This is a genomic window from Myxococcus sp. AB036A, assembly GCF_006547355.1.
Lineage (GTDB): Bacteria > Myxococcota > Myxococcia > Myxococcales > Myxococcaceae > Myxococcus > Myxococcus virescens.
The window spans coordinates 1-19,433 of record NZ_VHLC01000049.1; the positions used below are offsets into that span (position 1 = coordinate 1).

The window sequence follows — 19,433 nt, forward strand, 5'->3', positions numbered from 1 at the left end:
GTCGTGCCCGCCACGGTGGGCTCGCTGACGCTGACGAGCCGGCTGTCCCATCCGTACGTCCCCGCGGGCACCTCCGAGGTGTTCGCCACCTTCGACCTGTCGGGCGCGCAGGTGCCGGGGGCACAGCGAAGCCCTGTCAATCTGGCGCTCGTCATCGACCGTTCGGGCTCCATGAGCGGCTACAAGCTGGCCCAGGCCAAGCAGGCGGCGCGGCATCTCATCGGGCTGCTGAATGACCAGGACCGGCTGGCCATCATCCACTACGGCTCGGACGTGAAGAGCCTGCCGTCCCTGGAGGCCACGGCCGCCAACCGCGAGCGGATGTTCCAGTACGTGGACGGCATCTGGGACGAAGGCGGCACCAACATCGGCGCGGGCCTGTCCGCCGGGCGCTATCAACTGTCCACGGCGCAGCGGACCTACGGCGTCAACCGCCTCATCCTCATGAGCGACGGACAGCCCACCGAGGGCCTCACCGCCGACGAGGAGCTGACGCGGATGGCGCGGGAGCTGCGCGCCACCGGCATCACCCTGAGCGCCATTGGCGTGGGCACCGACTTCAACGAGGACCTGATGCAGGCCTTCGCCGAGTACGGCGCCGGTGCCTACGGATTCCTGGAGGACGCCGCCCAGCTCTCCACCCTCTTCCAGAAGGACCTGCAGCAGGCCGGGACGACGGTGGCACGCGGCGTGACGATGACCTTCACCCTGCCCCCCGGCACGTCACTGGGCGAGGTGCTGGGCTACCGCGCCAGCCAGTCCGGCAATCAGGTGCACGTGTCGCTGCCCGACTTCTCCGCGGGCCAGTTGGAGCGCGTGGTGGTGCGGCTCAACGTCACCGGGGACTCGGTGGGGCGGACGGCGCGCGTGCTGGACCTGAAGCTGGCGTACACGGACCTCATCCGCGACGCGGAGGTGGCCAACGAAGCCTCGCTGTCCGCGGTAGTGACCAACCGGCGCGAGGAGGTGCTCGCCCGCCAGGACCGCGAGGCCACGGTCTACGCCGCCCGGGCGCGCAGCGCCGTCAACATGCAGAAGGCGGCCGAGGCACTGAGTGAGGGCCGCAAGGACGAGGCGAAGCTCTACCTGCAGCGCAACCAGGCGCTCTTCGACGAAGCCAGCGCGGTGTCCGGCAGCGCCGCGGTGGCGGCGGACCAGGCCGAACAGCGGGCGGTGATGGACGAGTACGACAGCGCGGAGGGCGAAGAGGCCCGACGCTCGCTCGTGAAGAAGAGCAAGGTGAAGGCGCTCAAGAGCTTCGGCAAGCTCGGCTCCACGTACTGAGAGTCGTCCCGTACATCACCCATACGCCCCGCCGCACTGCGTCGTGTTCACGATTGTGTGCAGGTGGGGCGTGAAGTTTCAGGAATGGGCCCACACAGGAGGCGTTCAGCCTTAAGCTGCGGCACCTCAAACCAACCTGTTTCCGAGTGGAGCCCCCCTCATGCAGCTCCCGCAGTTCCAGACCCTCATCGACATCTTCAAGCGCAGCACCTCCACCTTCGGCAGCCGTGACCTCTTCGGAGAGAAGAAGAACGGCCAGTGGGTCTGGACGACCTACTCTCGCTTCGGAGAGATGGTCGACGACCTGCGTGGTGGGCTCGCTCAGCTGGGCGTGGGCGCGGGCGACCGCGTGGCCGTCATCTCCAACAACCGCCTGGAGTGGGCGGTGGGCGCGTACGCCACGTACACGCTCGGCGGCGCTTACGTCCCGATGTACGAGTCGCAGCAGGTGAAGGAACTGCAGTTCATCATCAACGACAGCGGCTCCAAGGTCGTTTTCTGTGCCACGGATGACATCGCGCAGCGCATCCAGGCCGTACGCGCGGAGCTGCCGCACCTGGAGCACATCATCCGCTTCAGCGGCACCACCAGCGACACGGACAGCTTCGCGACGCTGCTGCGGCGGGGCGCCGAGACGCCCACGCCCCTGGTGAGCCCCAAGCCGACGGACCTGGCCGGCCTCATCTACACGTCGGGTACCACGGGACAGCCCAAGGGCGTGATGCTCAGCCACTCGAACATCGCCCGCAACGTGTCGGCGATGCACGAAGTGTTTCCCATGGGGACGGAGGACCGCTCCCTGGCCTTCCTGCCCTGGGCGCACGTCTTCGGCCAGACGGTGGAGCTGCACGCGCTGCTGTCCATGGGCGCGTCCATGGCCATCGCGGAGGCGGTGGAGAAGATCATCGACAACCTCTCCGAGGTGAAGCCCACGCTGCTGTTCAGCGTGCCGCGCATCTTCAACCGCATCTACGACGGCCTGCAGAAGCGCATGGCCGGCGAGAAGGCGGTGACGCGGTTCATGTTCCACCGCGGCCTCGCGGTGGCGGCCCAGCGGCGCGCGCTCGCGGAGGCGGGCAAGTCGAGCGGCCTGCTGGACCTGCAGCACGCCTTCTTCGACAAGGTGGTCTTCTCCAAGGTCCGCGCGCGCTTCGGCGGGCGGCTGAAGTACGCCTTCTCCGGTGGGTCGGCCATCTCCAAGGAGGTGGCGGAGTTCATCGACAACCTCGGCATCACCGTCTACGAGGGCTACGGCCTCACGGAGACGTCGCCCATCGCCACGGCCAACTTCCCCAACAACCGGAAGATCGGCTCGGTGGGCAAGGCGCTGCCCGGGGTTCGCGTGGAGATCGACACGGCGGCCACCGGCGAGGCGACGCAGGGCGAAATCGTCGTCCACGGGCACAACGTGATGATGGGCTACTACAACAAGCCCGAGGAGAACGAGAAGGTGTTCACCGGGAACGGCGGCTTCCGCACCGGTGACATGGGCTACCTGGATCCGGACGGCTACCTCTACATCACCGGCCGCATCAAGGAGCAGTACAAGCTGGAGAACGGCAAGTACGTGGTGCCCAGCCCCATCGAGCAGTCGCTGACGCTCTCCACCTACATCGCCAACGCGTTGGTCCACGGCATGAACAAGCCGTACAACGTGGCCATCATCGTCGTGGACGTGGACACGCTGAAGAAGTGGGCCGCGGAGAAGGGCCTGGACACGACGTCCATGCCGGAGCTGCTCAAGCGTCCCGAGGTGCTCCAGCTCTACCGTGAGCAGTTGAACGAGTTCACCCGCGACGTGAAGGGCTACGAGCGCCCGCAGCGCTTCCTGCTCATCAGCGAGGACTTCACCGTCGCCAACGACATGCTCACCCCCAAGATGAGCGTGAAGCGCCGCAACGTCGTGGCCCGCTACAACGACGCCATCGAAGCCCTCTACCGCGAGGGCAGCGACCGCAGCGTCTCCGCGGCCTAGCCGTCCTGGGTGGCGGGCAGGGGCTCATCCCCCTGTCCCACCCTGCGTGTGGGCGCGCGCAGGGAATGCGGGAAGGCCGGCGTGTCATCCTCGTCACCCGCGCCTTTCCGTGTTGACCCGCGGAATCCCCCCGCCCTATCTCCGCGTTCCTCCTGGTTTCGGCGGGACAGCGCACGGAGGCGCGCACACCAATGGCGAGCACGGTCACCCCGTGGGTCGGGGTCATCATGGGCGGTAAGAGCGACCTGGAGCACCTGCAGCCCGCGGTCGACATCCTCAAGGAACTGGGCATCCCACACGAGGTGCGCGTGGTGTCCGCCCACCGCACCCCGGACTGGATGATGGAGTACGCGTCCACCGCGGAGTCGCGGGGGCTGTCCGTCATCATCGCCGCGGCGGGCGGCGCGGCGCACCTGCCGGGCATGGTGTCGAGCAAGACGCTGCTGCCCGTCATCGGCGTGCCCATGCCCACCACGCTGCTCAGCGGCCTGGACGCGCTGCTGTCCATCGTCCAGATGCCCAAGGGCGTGCCGGTGGGAACGCAGGCCATTGGCAAGCCGGGCGCCGCCAACGCCGCCCTGCACGCCGCGGCCATCCTCTGCCTCAAGTACCCGGAGCTGCGCGAGCGGCTCGCGGCCTGGCGCAAGGCGCGTACGGACGAAGTGCTGGCGCACCGGGAGCTGTCATGAGCCCCCGCGTGGTGCTGCCCGGCGGCACGATTGGCATGCTCGGCGGCGGCCAGCTGGGGCGGATGATGGCCCTGGCCGCACGCACGCTCGGCTTCCAGGTCCAGGCGTTGGACCCGGACGCGGACTGCCCGGCCCACTCCGTAGTGGACCGGTGTGTCACCGCGTCCTTCGGTGACACGGCGGCCGCGGAGACGCTGGCGCGCGCGTGCGACGCCGTGACGCTCGAAATCGAGAAGATTCCCCTCGCCACGCTGGAAGCGGTGGCGCGGCACACCCCCATGCGCCCGGGTGCGGACGTGCTCCGCGTGATTCAGCACCGGGGCCGGCAGAAGGGCTGGCTCGCCAAGGGTGGCTTTCCCCTGGGCCCGTGGCGCGAGGCGCACTCCGCCGCGGAGCTGGCCGAGGCCATCCAGGCGCTGGGTGGACGCTGCTTCGTGAAGTCCAGCGAGGGCGGCTACGACGGACGCGGGCAGGTGGAGGTGACCTCCGCGGACGAGGCCGCCCAGGCGTGGCGCGAGCTGGGTGAGCGCTCCGTGGTGGTGGAGGCCGCGCTGGCGCTCCAGTCCGAGCTGTCCGTGCTGGTGGCCCGCAGCCCCAATGGAGAAGTGGCGGTGTATCCGCCGGCCTTCAATCACCACGAGGAGCGCATCCTCGCGTGGTCGCTGCTGCCGGGGCCGCTGCCGCCCGCGGTGCTGAACAAGGCCACGGAGCTGGCGCGCGGCATCACCGAGTCGCTCCAGGTCGAAGGACTGCTCGTCATCGAGCTGTTCCTGCTGAAGGACGGCAGCTTGCTCGTCAACGAGCTGGCGCCGCGCCCGCACAACAGCTTCCACTCCACCGAGGTGGCGTGCCTCACCTCGCAGTTCGAGCAGGCGGTGCGCGCGGTGTGCAATCTGCCGCTGGGCTCCGTGGAGGTGGTGCGTCCAGCGGCCATCGTCAACCTGCTGGGCGACTTGTGGCTGAAGGACGGTGGCCCTCGCTTCCAGGAGGTGCTGGCCATGCCCGGCGTCCGCCTGCACCTGTACGGCAAGCGGGAGGCGCGCAAGGGCCGGAAGATGGGGCACCTATCCGCGGTGGGCAGCTCGCCCGAGGACGCGCTCGCCCGTGTGCAGGCCGCCGCCACCGCGCTGGGGATGTGAGGCCGTGAAGACAAACTCCGCCCGACTCCTGGACTCGCTCGGCGTGAAGTACGCGCTGCGCGACTACGACGTGGACCTGGAGGATTTGTCCGCGGAGTCGGTGGCGGCCAAGGTGGGCATGCCCGCCGAGCAGGTCTTCAAGACGCTGGTCGCGCGCGGCGACCGCACCGGCGTGTTGATGGCGGTGGTGCCCGGCAACGCGGAGCTGGACCTGAAGGCGCTGGCCCGGCTCAGCGGAGACCGCAAGGTGGACACCGTGCCGCTCAAGGAGCTCCAGCCGCTCACCGGATTCATCCGGGGCGGCTGCACGGCCATCGGCGGCAAGAAGGACTATCCCGTGTACGTCGACGAGACGATGGAGCTGTTCGACGCCATCGCCGTGTCCGCGGGCGTGCGTGGCACGCAGCTCGTGCTCGCCCCCGCGGACTACCTGCGCGTAACGAAGGCGAAGACGGGCCCCATCTCCCGCGACAAGGCCTGAGCCCGGCTCACGGTGATTCGCCCGGTGCCTGTCCCTGCGCGGGAACGAAGAGCACCTTGCCGGACGTCATGTCCGCGGAGGCGATTCGCACCGCCTCGCCCGCTGACTCCAGCGGGAGCCGGGCGCGCACGGGCGTCTCCAGCGTCTGCCCCACCAGCGACGGCACGCCCATCAGCGCCTTGATTTGCGCGGCGCCAAAGCCCTGGCGGTGCCACTCCGACAGCCAGAAGCCCTCCACCCGCTTGCGCCCGAAGATGAGGTCGCTGGGCGCGATGCGGCACTCCTGTTCGGAGAGCGAGCCATACACGATGACGGTGCCGCCCTCCGGCAGTGCGTGGAGCAGTTGCCCGGTGAGCCGTCCGCCCACCGGGTCGAAGGCGAGCGACACCTTCAGCTCGTGACATACGCGGAGCAGCCGCCCCTCGAATTCGGGCTCGTGGGTGCTCAGCACGTACTCCGCGCCCAGGTCCTGAAGCAGGGCCACCTGCTCCGGGTGCCGCACCACGTTCACCATGGCCACGCCGCGTCGCTTCGCGAGCGCCAGCAGCATCCGTCCCATGGTGCCCGCGGCGGCCGTCTGCGCCAGCGCGGTGTGCCCCCCCTCCTTCGCACGCTCCATCAACACCCACGCGGTGAAGGGATTGATGAAGAGGCTGGCGCCCTGCTCGTCGGAGACCTGGCTCCGCAGCGGCAGGCACTGCCCCAGGGGCACCGCCGCGTACTCCGCCCATAAGCCGTCCCCCTCGCCGGGCGCCACACATGCCACGCGGCGCCCCACCAGGAGCCGGCCCGCGACGCCGCCCGAGGCCACCACCGTCCCGCTGGCCTCCAGGCCCGGCACCACGGGCAGCGGCTTGCGGATGCCGTACTGCCCACGCATGAACATCAGGTCCGCCGGGTTGATGGGGGCCGCCGCCACGCGCACCAGGACCTGGCCCGTGGTGGGCCGAGGCACCGGCCGTGATTCCACGCGCAGGGACTCCGGCCGTCCGTCATAGGCGGTGAGGACCAGCGCGCGCATCGTCTCGGGAACGACGGGGCTCTTCATCAGCAGACCTTTTTCGCCACCCATGCGTGAAAGGAACAGTTCCTGCCCGGCCTACATCCGTGGGGAGTCGATGAACGCCACTCTATTGCAGCTCCATCATCGCGAGGCCTTCGAGCAGACCGTGACACGCGCGCTCACGGCCGGGGCAGGGGCCGGCGTGTTGCATCTGGCCATGACGCGCGTCGGGGTGCCCCTGCCGTTGGCGTGGCTCGTCCCCGCCGCCGTCGTGCTCGGGTGTGCACGAGGCGACAAGTGGGACCGCGTGCTGCTCGGGGGTCTGGGAGTACTCCTCACCGCGCTGCCCTATGCCCTGGGCATGGCCCCAGGATGGACGGTGGCGTTCAGCGCGGCGGCGGCGGGGGCGCTGCTGGTGCGCTCGCGACTCAGTGAGCGCGGAGAGAATGGCCAGGTGGCGGAAGCCCGCCCCACCCTCTTCCACTTCGGACTGGGCGCGGCGCTGTGCGCGGGATTGACGCTGGGCGGCATGGAGGTGTCCCGCGTCTTCTCCGCGCGACTGGCGGACCTGGCCACGCCGGCGCTCCTGGGCGCGGGAGTGGCGGGCGGCATCCTGGGCCTCTTCGTGGGATTGAGCGCGGTGGCCGCGCACCTGGCGCTGTCAGCGGACCCGGTGGAGGCGCGCGTGGAGGCGCTGTTGCCGCAGCTCGCCGGTGACTTCCGTGCGCTGACCGAGCGGGCGTTGAACCTGTACCGGCAATGCGGTCAGTCCCTGGCGATGCTCCCTCGCGAGCCCGCGCGCGAGGAACTGGCGCGCACCCTGGGGAAGATGACGCGCGACGCGGCGGAGCTCGCGTCTGAATGGGCGGGGGTGGAGGCCCAAATCGAGGAGCGCGCGCAAGCGGACCTCCAGGCCGAGCGCGAAGACCTGGAGCGCAGCGCCCGCGCCAGCACGGATGCCATCGCGAGACGCCAACTCGAGCTGGCCGCGGCCTCCCTGGCTGAGGAGGTGGAGCGGCTGGGCGGTCTGAAACAACGGCGCGAGCGCATCCTCGCCCGCCTGAGGGCGGAGGTGGCCCAGTTGGAACGAGCCCGTGTGGCCCTGCTGTCACTGCGCAGCGGCCAGGCCCAACTCAAGGCCGCGGAGCTCTCTGCCCTGGCGCGCCGCTTCCGGGCCCTCTCCTCCCTCCAGCGGGAGGAAGCCCAGTCCATGGAGGACGTATCTTCAATGATTCAAGGGACTTCCATGCACTCGTCCCCGCTGGAAGTCAGACAGGCCGAGGGCGAGGAAGGCCCGACGTCTGGCCCGGCAAGCGAGCAGCCGAGGGTCGGCGAGTCTTGAGCGCCGGGGTTCCGGCCCTGGTGCGTTGCCCCCCGTGACATGCGGCCTTGCAGCTTCTTTCGGGGAGGGCATGGAGCCTGCGGTGTGTTCGGCTACAATTTCCACACATGAGCCTGCCCCTCTCCTCCGCACCAGCGCCCGCCTGGCTGTGGAAAGGTGACGAGCCGAGCGTCACCTCGGTGTTTCAGCCCATCGTGGACTTGCTGCGCGGTGAGGTCATCGGGCACGAAGTGCTTTCGCGTGGACCGGGCGAGTTCCGCGAGCCGCACGTGCTCTTCACGCAGGCGCGATTGGAAGGCTACACGTGGGAGCTGGAGCGCGCGTGCTGGACGTCCGCGCTGCGCTGCATCTCCACGCTGCCGGAGGCGCAACGCAGCGCGCCCTTCTTCTTCAACGTCAGCCCGGACGTGCTGAGCGACCCGCGCTTCGGGGATGGCTCCACGGAGGAGCTGCTCGCGCGCTACGGGCTGAACCCGAAGAACCTGGTGCTCGAAATCACGGAGAAGGCGGCGTTCGAGGACAACGCGCTGCTCCAGCGGCTGACGCGGCAGTGTTCGGCGCTGGGCTTCGGCATCGCGCTGGATGACTTCGGCGCGGGGCACTCCGGACTGGTGACGCTGGTGAACAGCGCGCCGCAGTTCATCAAGCTGGACCAGGCGCTGGTACGGGACATCCACCGGCACAGCTACCAGCAGCACCTGGTGAAGTCGCTGGTGTCCTTCGCGGCCAGTGTCAACGCGACGCTGATTGCGGAAGGCGTGGAGACGTGGAACGAGCTGGCCGTGCTGCTCCGCCTGGGCATCCGGCACGCGCAGGGCTACCTGGTGGCCCGCCCCGCGCCCGTGCCCGTGCTTCCCAGCGTCGAGTTCGAGGCGCGGCGCCATGAAGCCATGCGCGCGCTCGACTTCCGCGAGGACGAGGACGGCGAAACGGTGGGCAGCATCGTCATCCGCCGCAACTGCGTGGAACGGCCCGTGACGCCCGAGGAGCTGGAGCGGCTGTTCCAGCAGAAGGCCGACGTGGACCACGTCGCCGTGCTGCACGGCGAACGGCTGGAGGCGCTGGTGTTGCGGCGCGCGACGGCCACGAAGGGCGCGGCGCAGGTGGCTCCGCTCATCGTCGAGGACCGGATGGCGCTCACCACCCTGGCGCGGCTCGCCATGGAGCGCGCGCCCGAAGCGCTCTATGACCCGGTGGTCGTCACGGATGCCCAGAAGCGATTCCTGGGTACCGTCACCATGCAGCAACTCATTCGCCGCATCACGGAGTTGCTTGAACGGCGCACGCCGGCCTGATGACGGGCACGGCATTTCGGGCAGCCGCTCGATGACGTGCATGGACCTGCGTCCCCACGCCACGGACGCCGAGCCGCATGCGCACCCGACTTGTCCGACGAGCGTCCGATACGAGCTGTCGCTGTAATAGTCAAACCAGCGCTGATGGGGACATGTGGCCAGCGCGTCCTCCTGGCTCGAACAGCTCCGAGCCATCCCAACACGAATCAGGGGCGCTTTTCCTTGGCTTGCGCCCTGATGACATCCGTCAGCCGATTGCAGTCTTCAGCGAATGGAGGCGTGAAGAAACATGGCGCCTGCGCGCCCTCCTTCCGTGACTTCGCCAATGCGAGGGTGGCAACAAAGTCGTCTTCATTCGCCTTGCAATAGAGTTCCTGGGCCAGCTTCATGTCCCCGGCCTGCTCAGCAAGAGCCGCCCGCTTGGCAAAGCACGCGGAAGCAGTTCCGCTCAGAGCCTCCGGCAGGAACTCATCGAGTCGCTGGAGGGCCTCCTGGCCTCTCCCTGTGGTGTGGAGATAGTCGTAGGAAATCAGCACGAAGCCGCAGTCTTTGTCGGCAGGCAGTCCGTCTGTTTTATCGGTCAGGAAGAGCACATGGGCGGATTCCTTCACTCCCTTCCAACTCTTGGAGGAGGCCCCCTGCGTCGTATCCAGCTTTGCCATGATGAAGTACTCCCCGGAATCAAGCTGCGCGGTTTCCTCCGCCGACAAGACGTAATAGAGAAGTGCGTGAGGTGCGGCGGCCGTCAGTTTCACCGTGCGCGGAGCGCTCCCAACCTGGCGCAGCGGCCACTGCACAGGGCTCCTCACGCGATTCTTCCTGAGAAAAACCTCGACGGTGAGAAACCGGTCCCAGCCGCCCTCGGACGCTTCAATCAGAATGTCGCCTTCGACGGGTGCCTGCGCATTCGCCGCGAACACACTCGGATGCGCCAGACCGACGGACACGACCAATGGCCATCCCCTTGGCAGGGATGAAATCTTGGAGCCGACGATGAGCTTGGGGGACGCGGCAGCGGGTGCTCCGGCAGCCGCACGTTGCTCGGCACCCGACTGAGCCCATCCCGGGACCACGGCCAGAACCACCACAAGGAACCAGCCTCGAAGAAAAGCCGTACGCATAGATGCCCCCGCCCCAAGAAGACAGGGTGCAAGCCATTGATGCAATGGGGATTACGGAATACCCACGACGGGCCTCAGGGCTCGATGGCCATACCCGCCACGCCCTCGAAGCGGACGGTACTGCCCTTGCGGATGCCCACCTTCTCCGTCCAGCCGCCGGGCACCTCCAGCACGTACTGGCTGGGTACGCCCACGGAGCGAGACTCCAGTGAGCGAGGCACCGCGCGCGACACGATGCCCGCCACGCGCAGTTCGGACGTGATGAAGATCATGTCCAGCGGGATGAGCGTGTTGCGCATCCAGAACCCCTGGACCTCTTCGTGGGGGAAGAGGAAGAGCATGCCCTTCCCCTCCGCCAGCTCCTTGCGCCACATCATGCCCCGGGCACGTGTGCCCGCCGTCGCGGCGATCTCCACCTCCACCCGGTGGACGCCACCGAAAGCGTCCTCCAGCCGCACATGCCCACGCGGAAGCGGCTGCATGACGTAGTCCTCGGCGGTGACGTCGGTGACGCGTGGCCGGGGCTCGGCCGCCTTCGGCGTGGCACGAGGCGCGCTGCCCTGCGCCTCCTGCTGGCAGGCCGATGCCAGCAACGGCACCGCCACCACCATCCACCGAAGGCCGTGCTTCATGAGTGCGAGTGCAACGGCTTGTTGAGCAGCTTCTCCGTCAGCTCGCCACCGAGACTGTCGGACATCAGCCCTTCCACCACCGTCTCGAACTCCACCCGCTGCGCTTCACTGCTGTAGATGAAACGGATGCCCATGCCGGGCTCGTCCGCGTCCGCCTTGGACCAGACGACCTCGCCCAGCAACTCGAAGGGGGCCTCCCGATGTGGCACCGTCAGCTTGAAGAGGAAGCGCGTGCCGATGGGCAGCGGCTTCTTCGTCTTGATGAACGTGCCACCCTTGCTGATGTTCTTCGTGTAGTCCGCGAAGAACGAGTTGAGCTTCTTGTAGTCGACCTTCAGCTCGATGGGCGCGCGCCCGTTCTGGCGGTGCTCTGGACCTGTCTTCTGTTCGGACATGCTGGCCGGGAGTATAGGAGAGGCCATGCGGCAAGTCCTCACCCGCGCCTCTGGCCTGTTGCGTCGCCCTGCCGTCCTGGCCACCGTCCTCCTGCTCGCGGGCGGGGGCTCGGCGCTCGTCCTGGTCCCCCTCTTTGGCGTCCCCGGCTTCGAGCTGAGCCTGGCCCTCTCCATCGCCGTCGGCCTGCTCGGTGGGGGGATGGGCATCGCCGCGGCCGCCCAGGAGCGTCGCATCCTGCTGGGCACCGCTCCGACGCCACCAGGCGCCCTCCGGCCCCAGACGCCCAGCGGCGCGGTGGGCCGGGCCCTGGGCACCGCCCTGCTCCTCAACGTCGGCGTCCTGGTGCCCCCCTTCCTGGTGGCCACCCTCTTCGCCTGGCTGCGCACCGCGTGTGACCCGTTCGCACTGGTGGGCTTCTATCCGATGCTCACCCTCCCCTCGGCCGCGCTGGCCGCCTCCGCGGGCGTGCTGTGCGGCTTCACCGCCGAGCGCCCCCGCCGGGCCGTGGGGCTGTACGCCCTCCTCATCCTCGTCTCTGCCATCCCCACCGCGTGGCCCATCATCGCCGGGCCCCAGGTGTTCGCCTTCAACCACTTCCTGGGTCACATGCCCGGGCCCCTCTACGACGAGGCCCTGGGTGTCTCCGCCGCGCTCGGCTGGTTCCGCTTGGAGACGCTGCTGTGGGTCACCGTGCTCGCGGGGCTCACCTGCGCCCTGCTGGACCTGGGCACCGGGCGCCTTCGCCGCACCGGCCTGCGCCGCGCCCCCCTGGCCGCCCTGGTGCTGCCCCTGGCCGCCATCGCCTTCATGGAGGTGCGCGGCCCCGCCCTGGGCCTGCGGATGACGGATGCGTGGCTCACGCGGGAGCTCGGCGGCCTGCGGGAGACTGAACACTTCGTCTTCCACTACTGGCAAGGCAAGCCGCGCGAGGACGTGGACCGCTTCGCGCGGGACTTGGAGTTCCGCTGGGCCCAGACGCGGCACTTCCTGGGCGTGGCCCCCACCGAGCCCATCCACGTCTGGCTCTACCGCGACGAGCATGAAAAGCAGCGCCTGGTCGGCGCCGGCCGCACCCAGTTCGCCAAGCCCTGGCGCCACGAGTTGCACATCCAGGACCGGCCCTTCCCCCACTCCGTGCTCCACCATGAGCTGGCGCACGTCATGGCGGCCCCCGCGGGCAGCGGCCCCTTCCGCGTCACCACCCGGCTGGGCGTCTGGCCGCTCATGGGCGTCATCGAGGGGTTCGCCGTCGCCGCGGACGGACCGGTGCAGGGCGACCTCACGCTGCACCAGTGGGCGGCGGGCATGCGCAGGCAGAAGCTGGCGCCGGACATGCGCAAGCTGATGGGGCCGCAGGGCTTCTACCAGTCGGCCCCCGCGCGCGCGTACACGGTGGCGGGCTCGTTCCTGCGCTACCTGGCGGACACCTATGGCGCGGACCGGCTGCGGGCCGTGTATGCCCATGCGGACTTCGACGCCGCATACGGCCGTCCCTTGGGAGAGCTCGTCACCGAGTGGGAGCAGTACGTGGACGCGCTCCCCCTGGACGAAGCCTCCGTGGCGAGAGCCTTCGCGCGCTTCCGCACCGGCAGCCTCTTCACCCGCGCCTGCGCTCGCGAGGTGGCGCGACTGTCGGACTCCGCCCGGCAGGCGCTGGCGAGTGACCCCGAGGACGCACTGGAGCGCTACCGCCGCGCTGGCGAGCTCCAGCCCGAAGAGCCTGGCTTCCGCATTGGTGAGGCCGTCGCCCTGTCCCAGTTGGAGCGCTACGCGGACGCGGACGCCGTGCTCGCCGAGGTGGGCGAACGCATGAAGGGCCAGGCGGTGTTGGAGGCGGAGGTGGCCATGGCGCGGGCGGACGTCGCGCTGCGCCGCGACCAACCCGGCGAGGCCCGCCGATTCCTCGACACCGTGCTGTCGAAGGACGCCGGGCCGGAGCTGACGCGCACCGCCCAGGTGAAGCTCGCCGCCATGGAGGACGCCGTGCGCCAGGCCCCCATCGAAGCGTACTTCCGGGCCGGCCAGGACGAGGTGCGTCTGCTGATCCTCGCGCGCGCCCTGGCCACGGTGCCCACGGACCCGTTCCTCAACTACCTCATGGGGCGCCGGTTGCAGCAGGTGGGCTCGCCCGTGCTGGCCACGGGCTACCTGCAACAAGCCCTGGCGGCGGAAGGCCTGCCGGAAGCGCTCCGCCGCGAAGCCCTGCGCATGCGGGTGGAGTCCGCCTACCTGTCAGGAGACTGCGGCGCGGTGCGGCACGAGGTCGGTGCACTACCGGACTTTGGCGCCGCCTTCCGGGCCGCCGCCGACGAGTGGCGGGAGCGCTGCGACTTCGAGGAGAAGACCTTCCGTGGACTGCTGGTGCCACGACAGGCTTTCCGCTAGCCACGCTTTTCGGCTAGGCAGGCAGCCAGACAGCGGTGACGTGCCAGCCTGGCAAGGAGGACGTGGATGCGTTTCGAGTCGCGGCATCGGATTCAGGGGACGGTGGATGAGGTGGAGCGCGCGCTCCTCGACGAGCGGTACTTCGAGTTCCTCCTCAAGCACCACGGCGTGCTGCTGGAGCTGCAGCCCCTGGAGGTGAAGCCGGACGGAGACGTCGTGCGCCGCCGCGTGCGCTACCGCCCCAAGCCCGTCATCGAGAAGATTGGCCCCAAGACGGTGCCCCCGGAGTGGTTCGCGTTCATCGAGACGTCCACCTATGACAAGCGCCGCAAGGAGCTGACGTTCGAGAACGTCCCCACCTCGAACAAGATCTCCAAGATGCTGGTGAACACCGGCACCATGCGCTTCCGCGACGTGGGCGGCGGCCAGACGGAGCGGGTGATGGACGGTGAAATCGCCCTCAAGCTGCCCTTCCTCCTCAAGCCGTTGGGGCTCATCGCGGAGAAGGTCATCCAGTCGGAGGGCCTGAAGATTCTCGACAACGAGGTGCCGGTGCTCAACCGGTTCATCGCCGAGGTCATCCGCCCCGGTTAGTCGTCTTCCCGCCTCCGGCGGGGCCTGGGAATGGGTTGACTTCCGTTGGGTTGTCCCAATAAGGCCCCGCCATGCTCAAACGCTTCCTCGCCTTCAGCGTCCTGTCCCTGCTGGCCGCCTGCGCCCCGAAGCGCATCCCCGGCACGGACATCGTCGACAACTCCGACACGCGCGCCATTCTCGCGGTCATGGAGGAGTACCGCACCGCGCTGGAGGCCCGGGACGCCCAGGCCATCCAGAAGCTCGTCTCGCCTTCGTTCCAGGACGACGGCGGCACGCCGAACGACCCCAGCGACGACCTGACGGCGCAGAACCTGGTGCCCTACCTGGAGCGGGTGTTCCCCCGCATCCAGGGCCCTCGCATCGAGCTGAACATCCGCCGCATCCAGGTCGGTGACGGCGTGGCCGCCGCCATCTACTACTGGAACGCCTCCTGGCGGATGCCGTCGCTCCACTCGCGCCCGATGAAGGAGTCCGAGCTGGAGCAGATGGTGCTGCGCAAGGAAGACGGCACCTGGAAGATTCTCACCGGCATCTGACGCCGTCGGGCCCTCACAGGCCCAACAGCGCGGCGAAGCCCTCGGGCCCCATGGCATTCAATGCCCGGGCCCGGTTGAGGTAGGTGCGGTAGTCCTTGCGCACCAGCTTGTCCGCCGGCAGCGGGGACAGGTGGTAGTCGCGGATGCGGCTCGCCGTGAAGCGCACCGCCCCGTAGAGCGCATGGCCGAAGAGGTTCGTGCGCTCCACCGCGGAGAGCGGCCGGACGTCCATGTAGCCGCGAATGAAGGCCCGGCACAGCTCCGGCAGGTAGTGCCCGCCGTCGAAGCACCAGGCATTGAGGGTGATGGCCACGTCCAGGCCGTAGTCCTCCCGGCACGCCATCTCGAAGTCGAAGAAGGCGCCCACGCGGTCCCCCAGCCACTTCACGTTGTCCATGAAGAGGTCCGCGTGGATGACGCCGCGAGGCTCCAGCCCCTGCCGCGCCGTGCGCGACGTCTCCATGTCGCGTTGCAGCTCACGCGCCACGGCCGCCAGCTCCGCGTCCGGGTGCGCCACCAGCGCCTCCAGCCAGCCGCTCACCGTCTCCGGTCCGTAGGGATTCTCCCGCGAGCCGGAGAAGGACTCCGTGTCGCGGTGCAGCTTGCCCAGCTCCGCGCCCAGCCGCTCCAGGTGGTCGGTGGTGAGGGCCGGGTGGCGCAGCTCCTCGCCCGGCAGCCAGCGGAAGACGCTGACACGGCCGCCCTCCAGCTCCAGGAAGGTCGCGCCGTCACGCGTCGTCAGCTGCACGGGCCCGGGGAAGTGGTACGCGGCCAGGTGCGCGAGCAGCGCGGATTCGAAGCGCAAATCGTCCGCGGAGCGCACCGTGGTGTGGCGCACGAAGTAGCGCCCGCTCTGCGTCTCCACGCGGTGGTTGGTGTTGATGGAGCCCTGGGGAATGGGCGTCACCTCACGCAAAGCCCCGAGCCCGAATGCCTCCGCGACCCGCTCGAATGCCTCGCGGGGTAGCGCCGTGTGTACCGCCATACCTCTGACCTCCCACGTCCGTGTTCACGCCGCCGCCCCCCGTTGACAGTCGAGGGGACCGTTCCTATCTGAGCGCGGCTTCTATACCCGGCACTACGGCCGGCGCACATCCAACTCCAGCGCGGGGGACAGGTCCATGGGCACCGAAGGGCGCAAGGACTGGCAGCGGCGCGAAAGCCTCACCAGCGCGCTGGTTCAGGTGGGCGTGGTGGCGGTGCTGCTCGCGGGCGCGGTGGTCTTCTTCGTCCACCGAGGCACCGTCCGCAAGCAGACGGAGGAACACCTGCGCGCGGCCCGCACGGCCGCCATGCGTGGCAACCCCGCTGACTTCGCCCGCGCGATGACCGAGCTGGAGGCCCTGTTCCAGCTCGACGCCGAGGCCCGTGACGCCCAGGCCCTGGCCGCCGACATCCAGACGGTGCTGTGGCTGGAGCACCGGCAGCCCGGCGCGGACGCCAAGGCCCGCGAGCACCTCGCCCGCGCCGCGCAGTTGGAGTCCCAGTCCGGCGAGCGCTACGGCGCCCACGCCCTACATCTGCTGGCCGCGGGCAAGTCCGCCGAGGCGGAGCAGTACCTGGCCGGGCTCGAGGCCCGCGGCGCCAACAACGCCCGGCTGACGCTGGCCCGGGCCCTGGCGCTCCAGGCGCGCGGCGACCTTCCCGGCGCGAGGCAGGCCTTCGCTCGCGCGGCGGAAGCGTCCTGGCGCGATCCCCGCTTCACCACCGCGTACGGCGAGGCCCTGATGGATGAAGGCCAGTACCCGCAGGCGGTGGAGGCCTTCGCCAAGGCCACCAGTGTCAACCCGGACCACCTGCTGGCCCGCGTGTCCACCGCGCTGGCCCACACCTACCAGGGGCGCAAGCTGGAGGAAGCGCAGCAGGTGCTCTCCGGCGTGGAGGCCCGGGGCGCGGAGCTGACGCCCGGACTGAAGGCCCGCGCGGGCGCGCTGAAGGCGGAGCTGGCGCTGGCCCGCGGCGCGCCCGACGAGGCCCTCTCCGCCGCGGACGAAGCGCTGAAGGCCGTTCCCGATGAGCACTACGCCCTCTTCGCCCGAGCCCGAGCCCTGGCGGTGAAGCGTGACGCCCAGGCGCGCGCGGCCTTCGAGGCGGCCGTGGCCCGGCGCCGCAATGCCCCCCTGCTCTACCTGGACGGTGCGCGGGCGCTGCAGACCGCCGGTGACACCGACGGCGCGGTGGCCCTGCTGGACGCGTACGAGGCCACCTTCGGTCCGGTGCAGACCACCACCCCGGACGGCAAGAAGGCCGGCCTCTTGGAGAAGGACAGCCGCTACTGGCTGGCGCGCGGCGGCGTGCTGGAGGCCGCCTCCCGTCAGGACGATGCCCTGGTCGCCTACGACAAGGCCCTGGCGGCGCGCGGCGTGGACCTGGCCCAGGCGCAGTACGCCAAGGGCGCGCTGCTGCTGGCGCGCAAGGACTACGAGGGAGCCCGCCCCCTGCTGGCCGCCGTGGCACCCGACAGCGGCGCGGGCACGATGGCGGAGGCCTACACCGCCATGGGGGACCTGCTCTTCGCGCAGGGCGAGCACGCCGCCGGCTGCCAGCACTACTTCTTCGGCCTCGCACGAGCCCAGGCACAGGGCGCGCCCCGCGAGGCGCTGGCCGAGCGCGTGGAGGACATCCGCAAGCGGCTGGAGTCCGCCGGCCAGGCCAGCATGGCCAAGGCCTGGAAGGCGGAGTCGAGCTCGCTCCTAGAGTAGGTCGGTGGGGCTGATGGACTCCGGGCGGGCGCGCACCACGCGCCACTCGCCGTCCTCTTCCTTCTCGAAGGCGCCTTCGATGAGGTAGGCGTTCAGCACGCTGTCGGCGGCCAGGTCCTCCACCTTCTCCGCCTGGGAGCGGCCGAAGATGAAGCGCGCCTGGAACTCCCCTTCCGAGGGCGACACCTCGCGCACCTCCAGGTTCGTCACGAAGACGCGCACCCACTGGCCCCGCAGCACCTGCGCGGTGAGGATGCCGCGCACGTCCTTCTTCGACCAGCCGCCCTGCCCGTTGGAGCGGAAGCGCTCGGAGACGTGCTCCATCACCCCGCCCACGTCCTTCGCCTCCGCGGCGCGCGTCATCACCACCACCTGGCGGCGGATGGCCTCCTCCACGGTGAGCTGCTGCCGCGGCCAGAAGTACAGCACCGCGCCGGCCGCCAGCAGCGCCAGCACACCGCCCACCACCTGAGAGCGCGTCACGTTCACCATGGCCCCTCTCACGCGGCCTCGGGCTCGAGCACCAGTTCGTCCGCGTCGATGATTTCCGCGGGCCGCAGCGCCTCGCCAATCTGCTTCAGCCGGCGGTCCGACAGCTGCTCCAGGTACGTGCGGATGTCCGGAACGGCCGTCACCAGCTCGTGGAAGGCCGCGCGCTCCAGGAAGGCCGCCGCCGTCTTGCGCGCCGCCGCCACCGTGGCCGTCGCGCGCAGGCCCGTCAGCAGGGAGATTTCGCCCGCGACCTCGCCCTCGCGCAGCATGCCCAGCGTCACCACGCCGCCCGCCGGGTCCTCCTTCTGCACCACCAGCTCACCGGCCAGCACCAGGAACAGCCCCGGCGAGTGCTCGCCCTCCACCAGCACCTTCTCCCGGGCCTGGAGCGCCCGGAAGGCGAAGCGCCGCAGCAGCGCGCCCCGCTCCGACTCCGGCATCGTCTGGAACATGGGCGAGGTGGCCATCAGGTTGCGCGCCATGCGCTGCTGCGCGAAGTCCGCCAGCACCTGCGGCACCGCGGGGTGGCTCTTGGCGACCGCGTTGAGGTGCTCGCGGCGAATCTCGAAGACTTCCGTGTCCGACACCGCGGACACCGTCGCCGTGGGCGGAGCGCCCGTCAGCAGCGCGATTTCACCGAAGATGGAGCCGCCGCCGAGGAAGCCCAGCGTGCGCGCCTCGCCCTCCATCTGTCGCGTCACCTCCGCCTTGCCGGCGACCAGGACGTAGAGGGAGTCGGCGGGCTCGCCCTCGCGGCTCACCGCCTCCTCCGGCTTCACCCGGCGCCACGCCATCAGCCGCACCAGGTCCACGAAGGCATCCCGGTCCAGCTCCGCGAACAGCGGCAACGGCGGACGGCTGTTGGGGTCCGCGGCGCCGCCCGGGTCCGTCGCGGCCAGCACTTCGATGGCGCGGCTGGACAATTCCTCGCCCTGCAGCCCCATCAGGTCCGTCTCCACCTTGCCGTCGTAGAGGGTTTCGGGCGGCAGCGGCGGAGGTACCACCGCGCGGCCCGGCGCGTTGCGCACCGCGCGCGAGTGCACGCGAAACAGCGTCTCCTTCAGGCGCCGCTCGTTGGGCGCCAGGTCCAGCGCCAGCTTGCACGCGGCCATGGCGGACAACAGGTAGTCCCGGCGCAGCAAGCCCTCCGCGCAGGCGTGGTAGGCGGTGACGGCGCGCTCACGCTCGCCCAGCTCCGCCAGGCAGCGCGCGGCCAGCATCCGCGAGCGGTGGTCCGCGGGGACGCGGCGAACCGCCTCGGCGAACACGGCCAGGGCTCGCTCGAACTGGCGCTCCTCGATGAGGTCCATCCCGAGCTCACGCAGCGACGACTCGTTCATCCCTTTTCTCCCCGGCAAATCATG

Annotated in this window: 18 protein-coding genes; 11 read left to right on the forward strand and 7 right to left on the reverse strand. The window is 69.7% G+C overall.

All coding sequences use genetic code 11. The features are described from left to right. The 5 genes from FL344_RS20445 to ybaK form a co-directional block, all read left to right on the forward strand. Positions 1–1,284: VWA domain-containing protein (locus FL344_RS20445; protein WP_141619717.1), on the forward strand; the 1,284-nt coding region annotated here is incomplete at its 5' end. 160 nt (positions 1,285–1,444) lie between these two features. Further along, on the forward strand, positions 1,445–3,259 hold the full coding sequence (locus tag FL344_RS20450; protein ID WP_141589583.1) for a long-chain fatty acid--CoA ligase: 1,815 nt from the start codon (positions 1,445–1,447) through the stop codon (positions 3,257–3,259). A gap of 191 nt (positions 3,260–3,450) precedes the next feature. Then, positions 3,451–3,948: a 5-(carboxyamino)imidazole ribonucleotide mutase gene (gene purE / locus FL344_RS20455; protein WP_140853892.1), complete on the forward strand. Its 498-nt coding sequence runs from the start codon at positions 3,451–3,453 to the stop codon at positions 3,946–3,948. After that, a complete protein-coding gene (gene purK, locus FL344_RS20460) occupies positions 3,945–5,087 on the forward strand; it encodes a 5-(carboxyamino)imidazole ribonucleotide synthase (protein WP_141619718.1) in 1,143 nt (380 codons plus the stop codon). Before purE ends, purK begins: the two co-directional genes overlap by 4 nt. A 4-nt stretch (positions 5,088–5,091) precedes the next feature. Beyond that, positions 5,092–5,568, forward strand: coding sequence for a Cys-tRNA(Pro) deacylase (gene ybaK / locus FL344_RS20465; RefSeq protein ID WP_011552603.1), 477 nt, complete (start codon positions 5,092–5,094; stop codon positions 5,566–5,568). Between the two features lie 7 nt (positions 5,569–5,575). Here the strand turns inward: ybaK and FL344_RS20470 are convergent, their stop codons facing one another. Further along, positions 5,576–6,589, reverse strand: coding sequence for a zinc-binding dehydrogenase (locus FL344_RS20470; protein WP_141619739.1), 1,014 nt, complete (start codon positions 6,587–6,589; stop codon positions 5,576–5,578). Between the two features lie 49 nt (positions 6,590–6,638). On the opposite strand from FL344_RS20470, the gene FL344_RS39930 reads away from it, so the two are divergent. Together FL344_RS39930 and FL344_RS20480 are read left to right on the forward strand one after the other, a co-directional pair. Then, positions 6,639–7,913 (forward strand): hypothetical protein, encoded by a 1,275-nt coding sequence (locus FL344_RS39930; RefSeq protein WP_141619719.1) that lies wholly within the window; start codon positions 6,639–6,641, stop codon positions 7,911–7,913. Between the two features lie 107 nt (positions 7,914–8,020). Continuing rightward, entirely contained in the window at positions 8,021–9,208 is a 1,188-nt protein-coding gene (locus tag FL344_RS20480; RefSeq protein ID WP_228557829.1) for an EAL domain-containing protein, read from the forward strand. Positions 9,209–9,414: 206 nt separating this feature from the next. On the opposite strand, the gene FL344_RS20485 is transcribed toward FL344_RS20480, so the two are convergent. The 3 genes from FL344_RS20485 to plpQ all read right to left on the reverse strand — a co-directional run bounded on the left by FL344_RS20485 (position 9,415) and on the right by plpQ (position 11,356). Next, positions 9,415–10,155: a hypothetical protein gene (locus FL344_RS20485; protein WP_141619720.1), complete on the reverse strand. Its 741-nt coding sequence runs from the start codon at positions 10,153–10,155 to the stop codon at positions 9,415–9,417. Positions 10,156–10,403: 248 nt separating this feature from the next. After that, complete coding sequence (locus FL344_RS20490; protein WP_141619740.1) at positions 10,404–10,940, reverse strand: DUF192 domain-containing protein; 537 nt, start codon at positions 10,938–10,940, stop codon at positions 10,404–10,406. Positions 10,941–10,957: 17 nt separating this feature from the next. Continuing rightward, positions 10,958–11,356: a motility regulator PlpA gene (plpQ, locus tag FL344_RS20495; RefSeq protein WP_002639025.1), complete on the reverse strand. Its 399-nt coding sequence runs from the start codon at positions 11,354–11,356 to the stop codon at positions 10,958–10,960. Between the two features lie 25 nt (positions 11,357–11,381). Here plpQ and FL344_RS20500 point away from each other — a divergent pair, with 25 nt between their 5' ends. The 3 genes from FL344_RS20500 to FL344_RS20510 all read left to right on the forward strand — a co-directional run bounded on the left by FL344_RS20500 (position 11,382) and on the right by FL344_RS20510 (position 14,875). Further along, positions 11,382–13,742, forward strand: a complete 2,361-nt coding sequence (locus tag FL344_RS20500; protein WP_194863181.1) for a hypothetical protein — start codon at positions 11,382–11,384, stop codon at positions 13,740–13,742. A gap of 66 nt (positions 13,743–13,808) precedes the next feature. After that, positions 13,809–14,336, forward strand: a complete 528-nt coding sequence (locus FL344_RS20505; protein ID WP_090489359.1) for a hypothetical protein — start codon at positions 13,809–13,811, stop codon at positions 14,334–14,336. Between the two features lie 71 nt (positions 14,337–14,407). Next, a complete protein-coding gene (locus FL344_RS20510; protein ID WP_011552596.1) occupies positions 14,408–14,875 on the forward strand; it encodes a nuclear transport factor 2 family protein in 468 nt (155 codons plus the stop codon). Between the two features lie 13 nt (positions 14,876–14,888). Here the strand turns inward: FL344_RS20510 and FL344_RS20515 are convergent, their stop codons facing one another. After that, complete coding sequence (locus FL344_RS20515) at positions 14,889–15,860, reverse strand: homoserine kinase (protein ID WP_141619722.1); 972 nt, start codon at positions 15,858–15,860, stop codon at positions 14,889–14,891. Between the two features lie 136 nt (positions 15,861–15,996). Here FL344_RS20515 and FL344_RS20520 point away from each other — a divergent pair, with 136 nt between their 5' ends. After that, complete coding sequence (locus FL344_RS20520; RefSeq protein WP_141619723.1) at positions 15,997–17,577, forward strand: tetratricopeptide repeat protein; 1,581 nt, start codon at positions 15,997–15,999, stop codon at positions 17,575–17,577. Here FL344_RS20520 and FL344_RS20525 read toward each other — a convergent pair. Continuing rightward, the gene (locus tag FL344_RS20525; protein ID WP_194858310.1) at positions 17,569–18,069 is read right to left on the reverse strand and encodes a hypothetical protein; all 501 of its coding nucleotides are present in this window, start codon (positions 18,067–18,069) and stop codon (positions 17,569–17,571) included. The two genes, FL344_RS20520 and FL344_RS20525, sit on opposite strands and share 9 nt — an antisense overlap. Before the next feature lie 8 nt (positions 18,070–18,077). Further along, a complete protein-coding gene (locus tag FL344_RS20530) occupies positions 18,078–19,409 on the reverse strand; it encodes a cyclic nucleotide-binding domain-containing protein (RefSeq protein ID WP_174256950.1) in 1,332 nt (443 codons plus the stop codon). Positions 19,410–19,433: the final 24 nt, after the last annotated feature.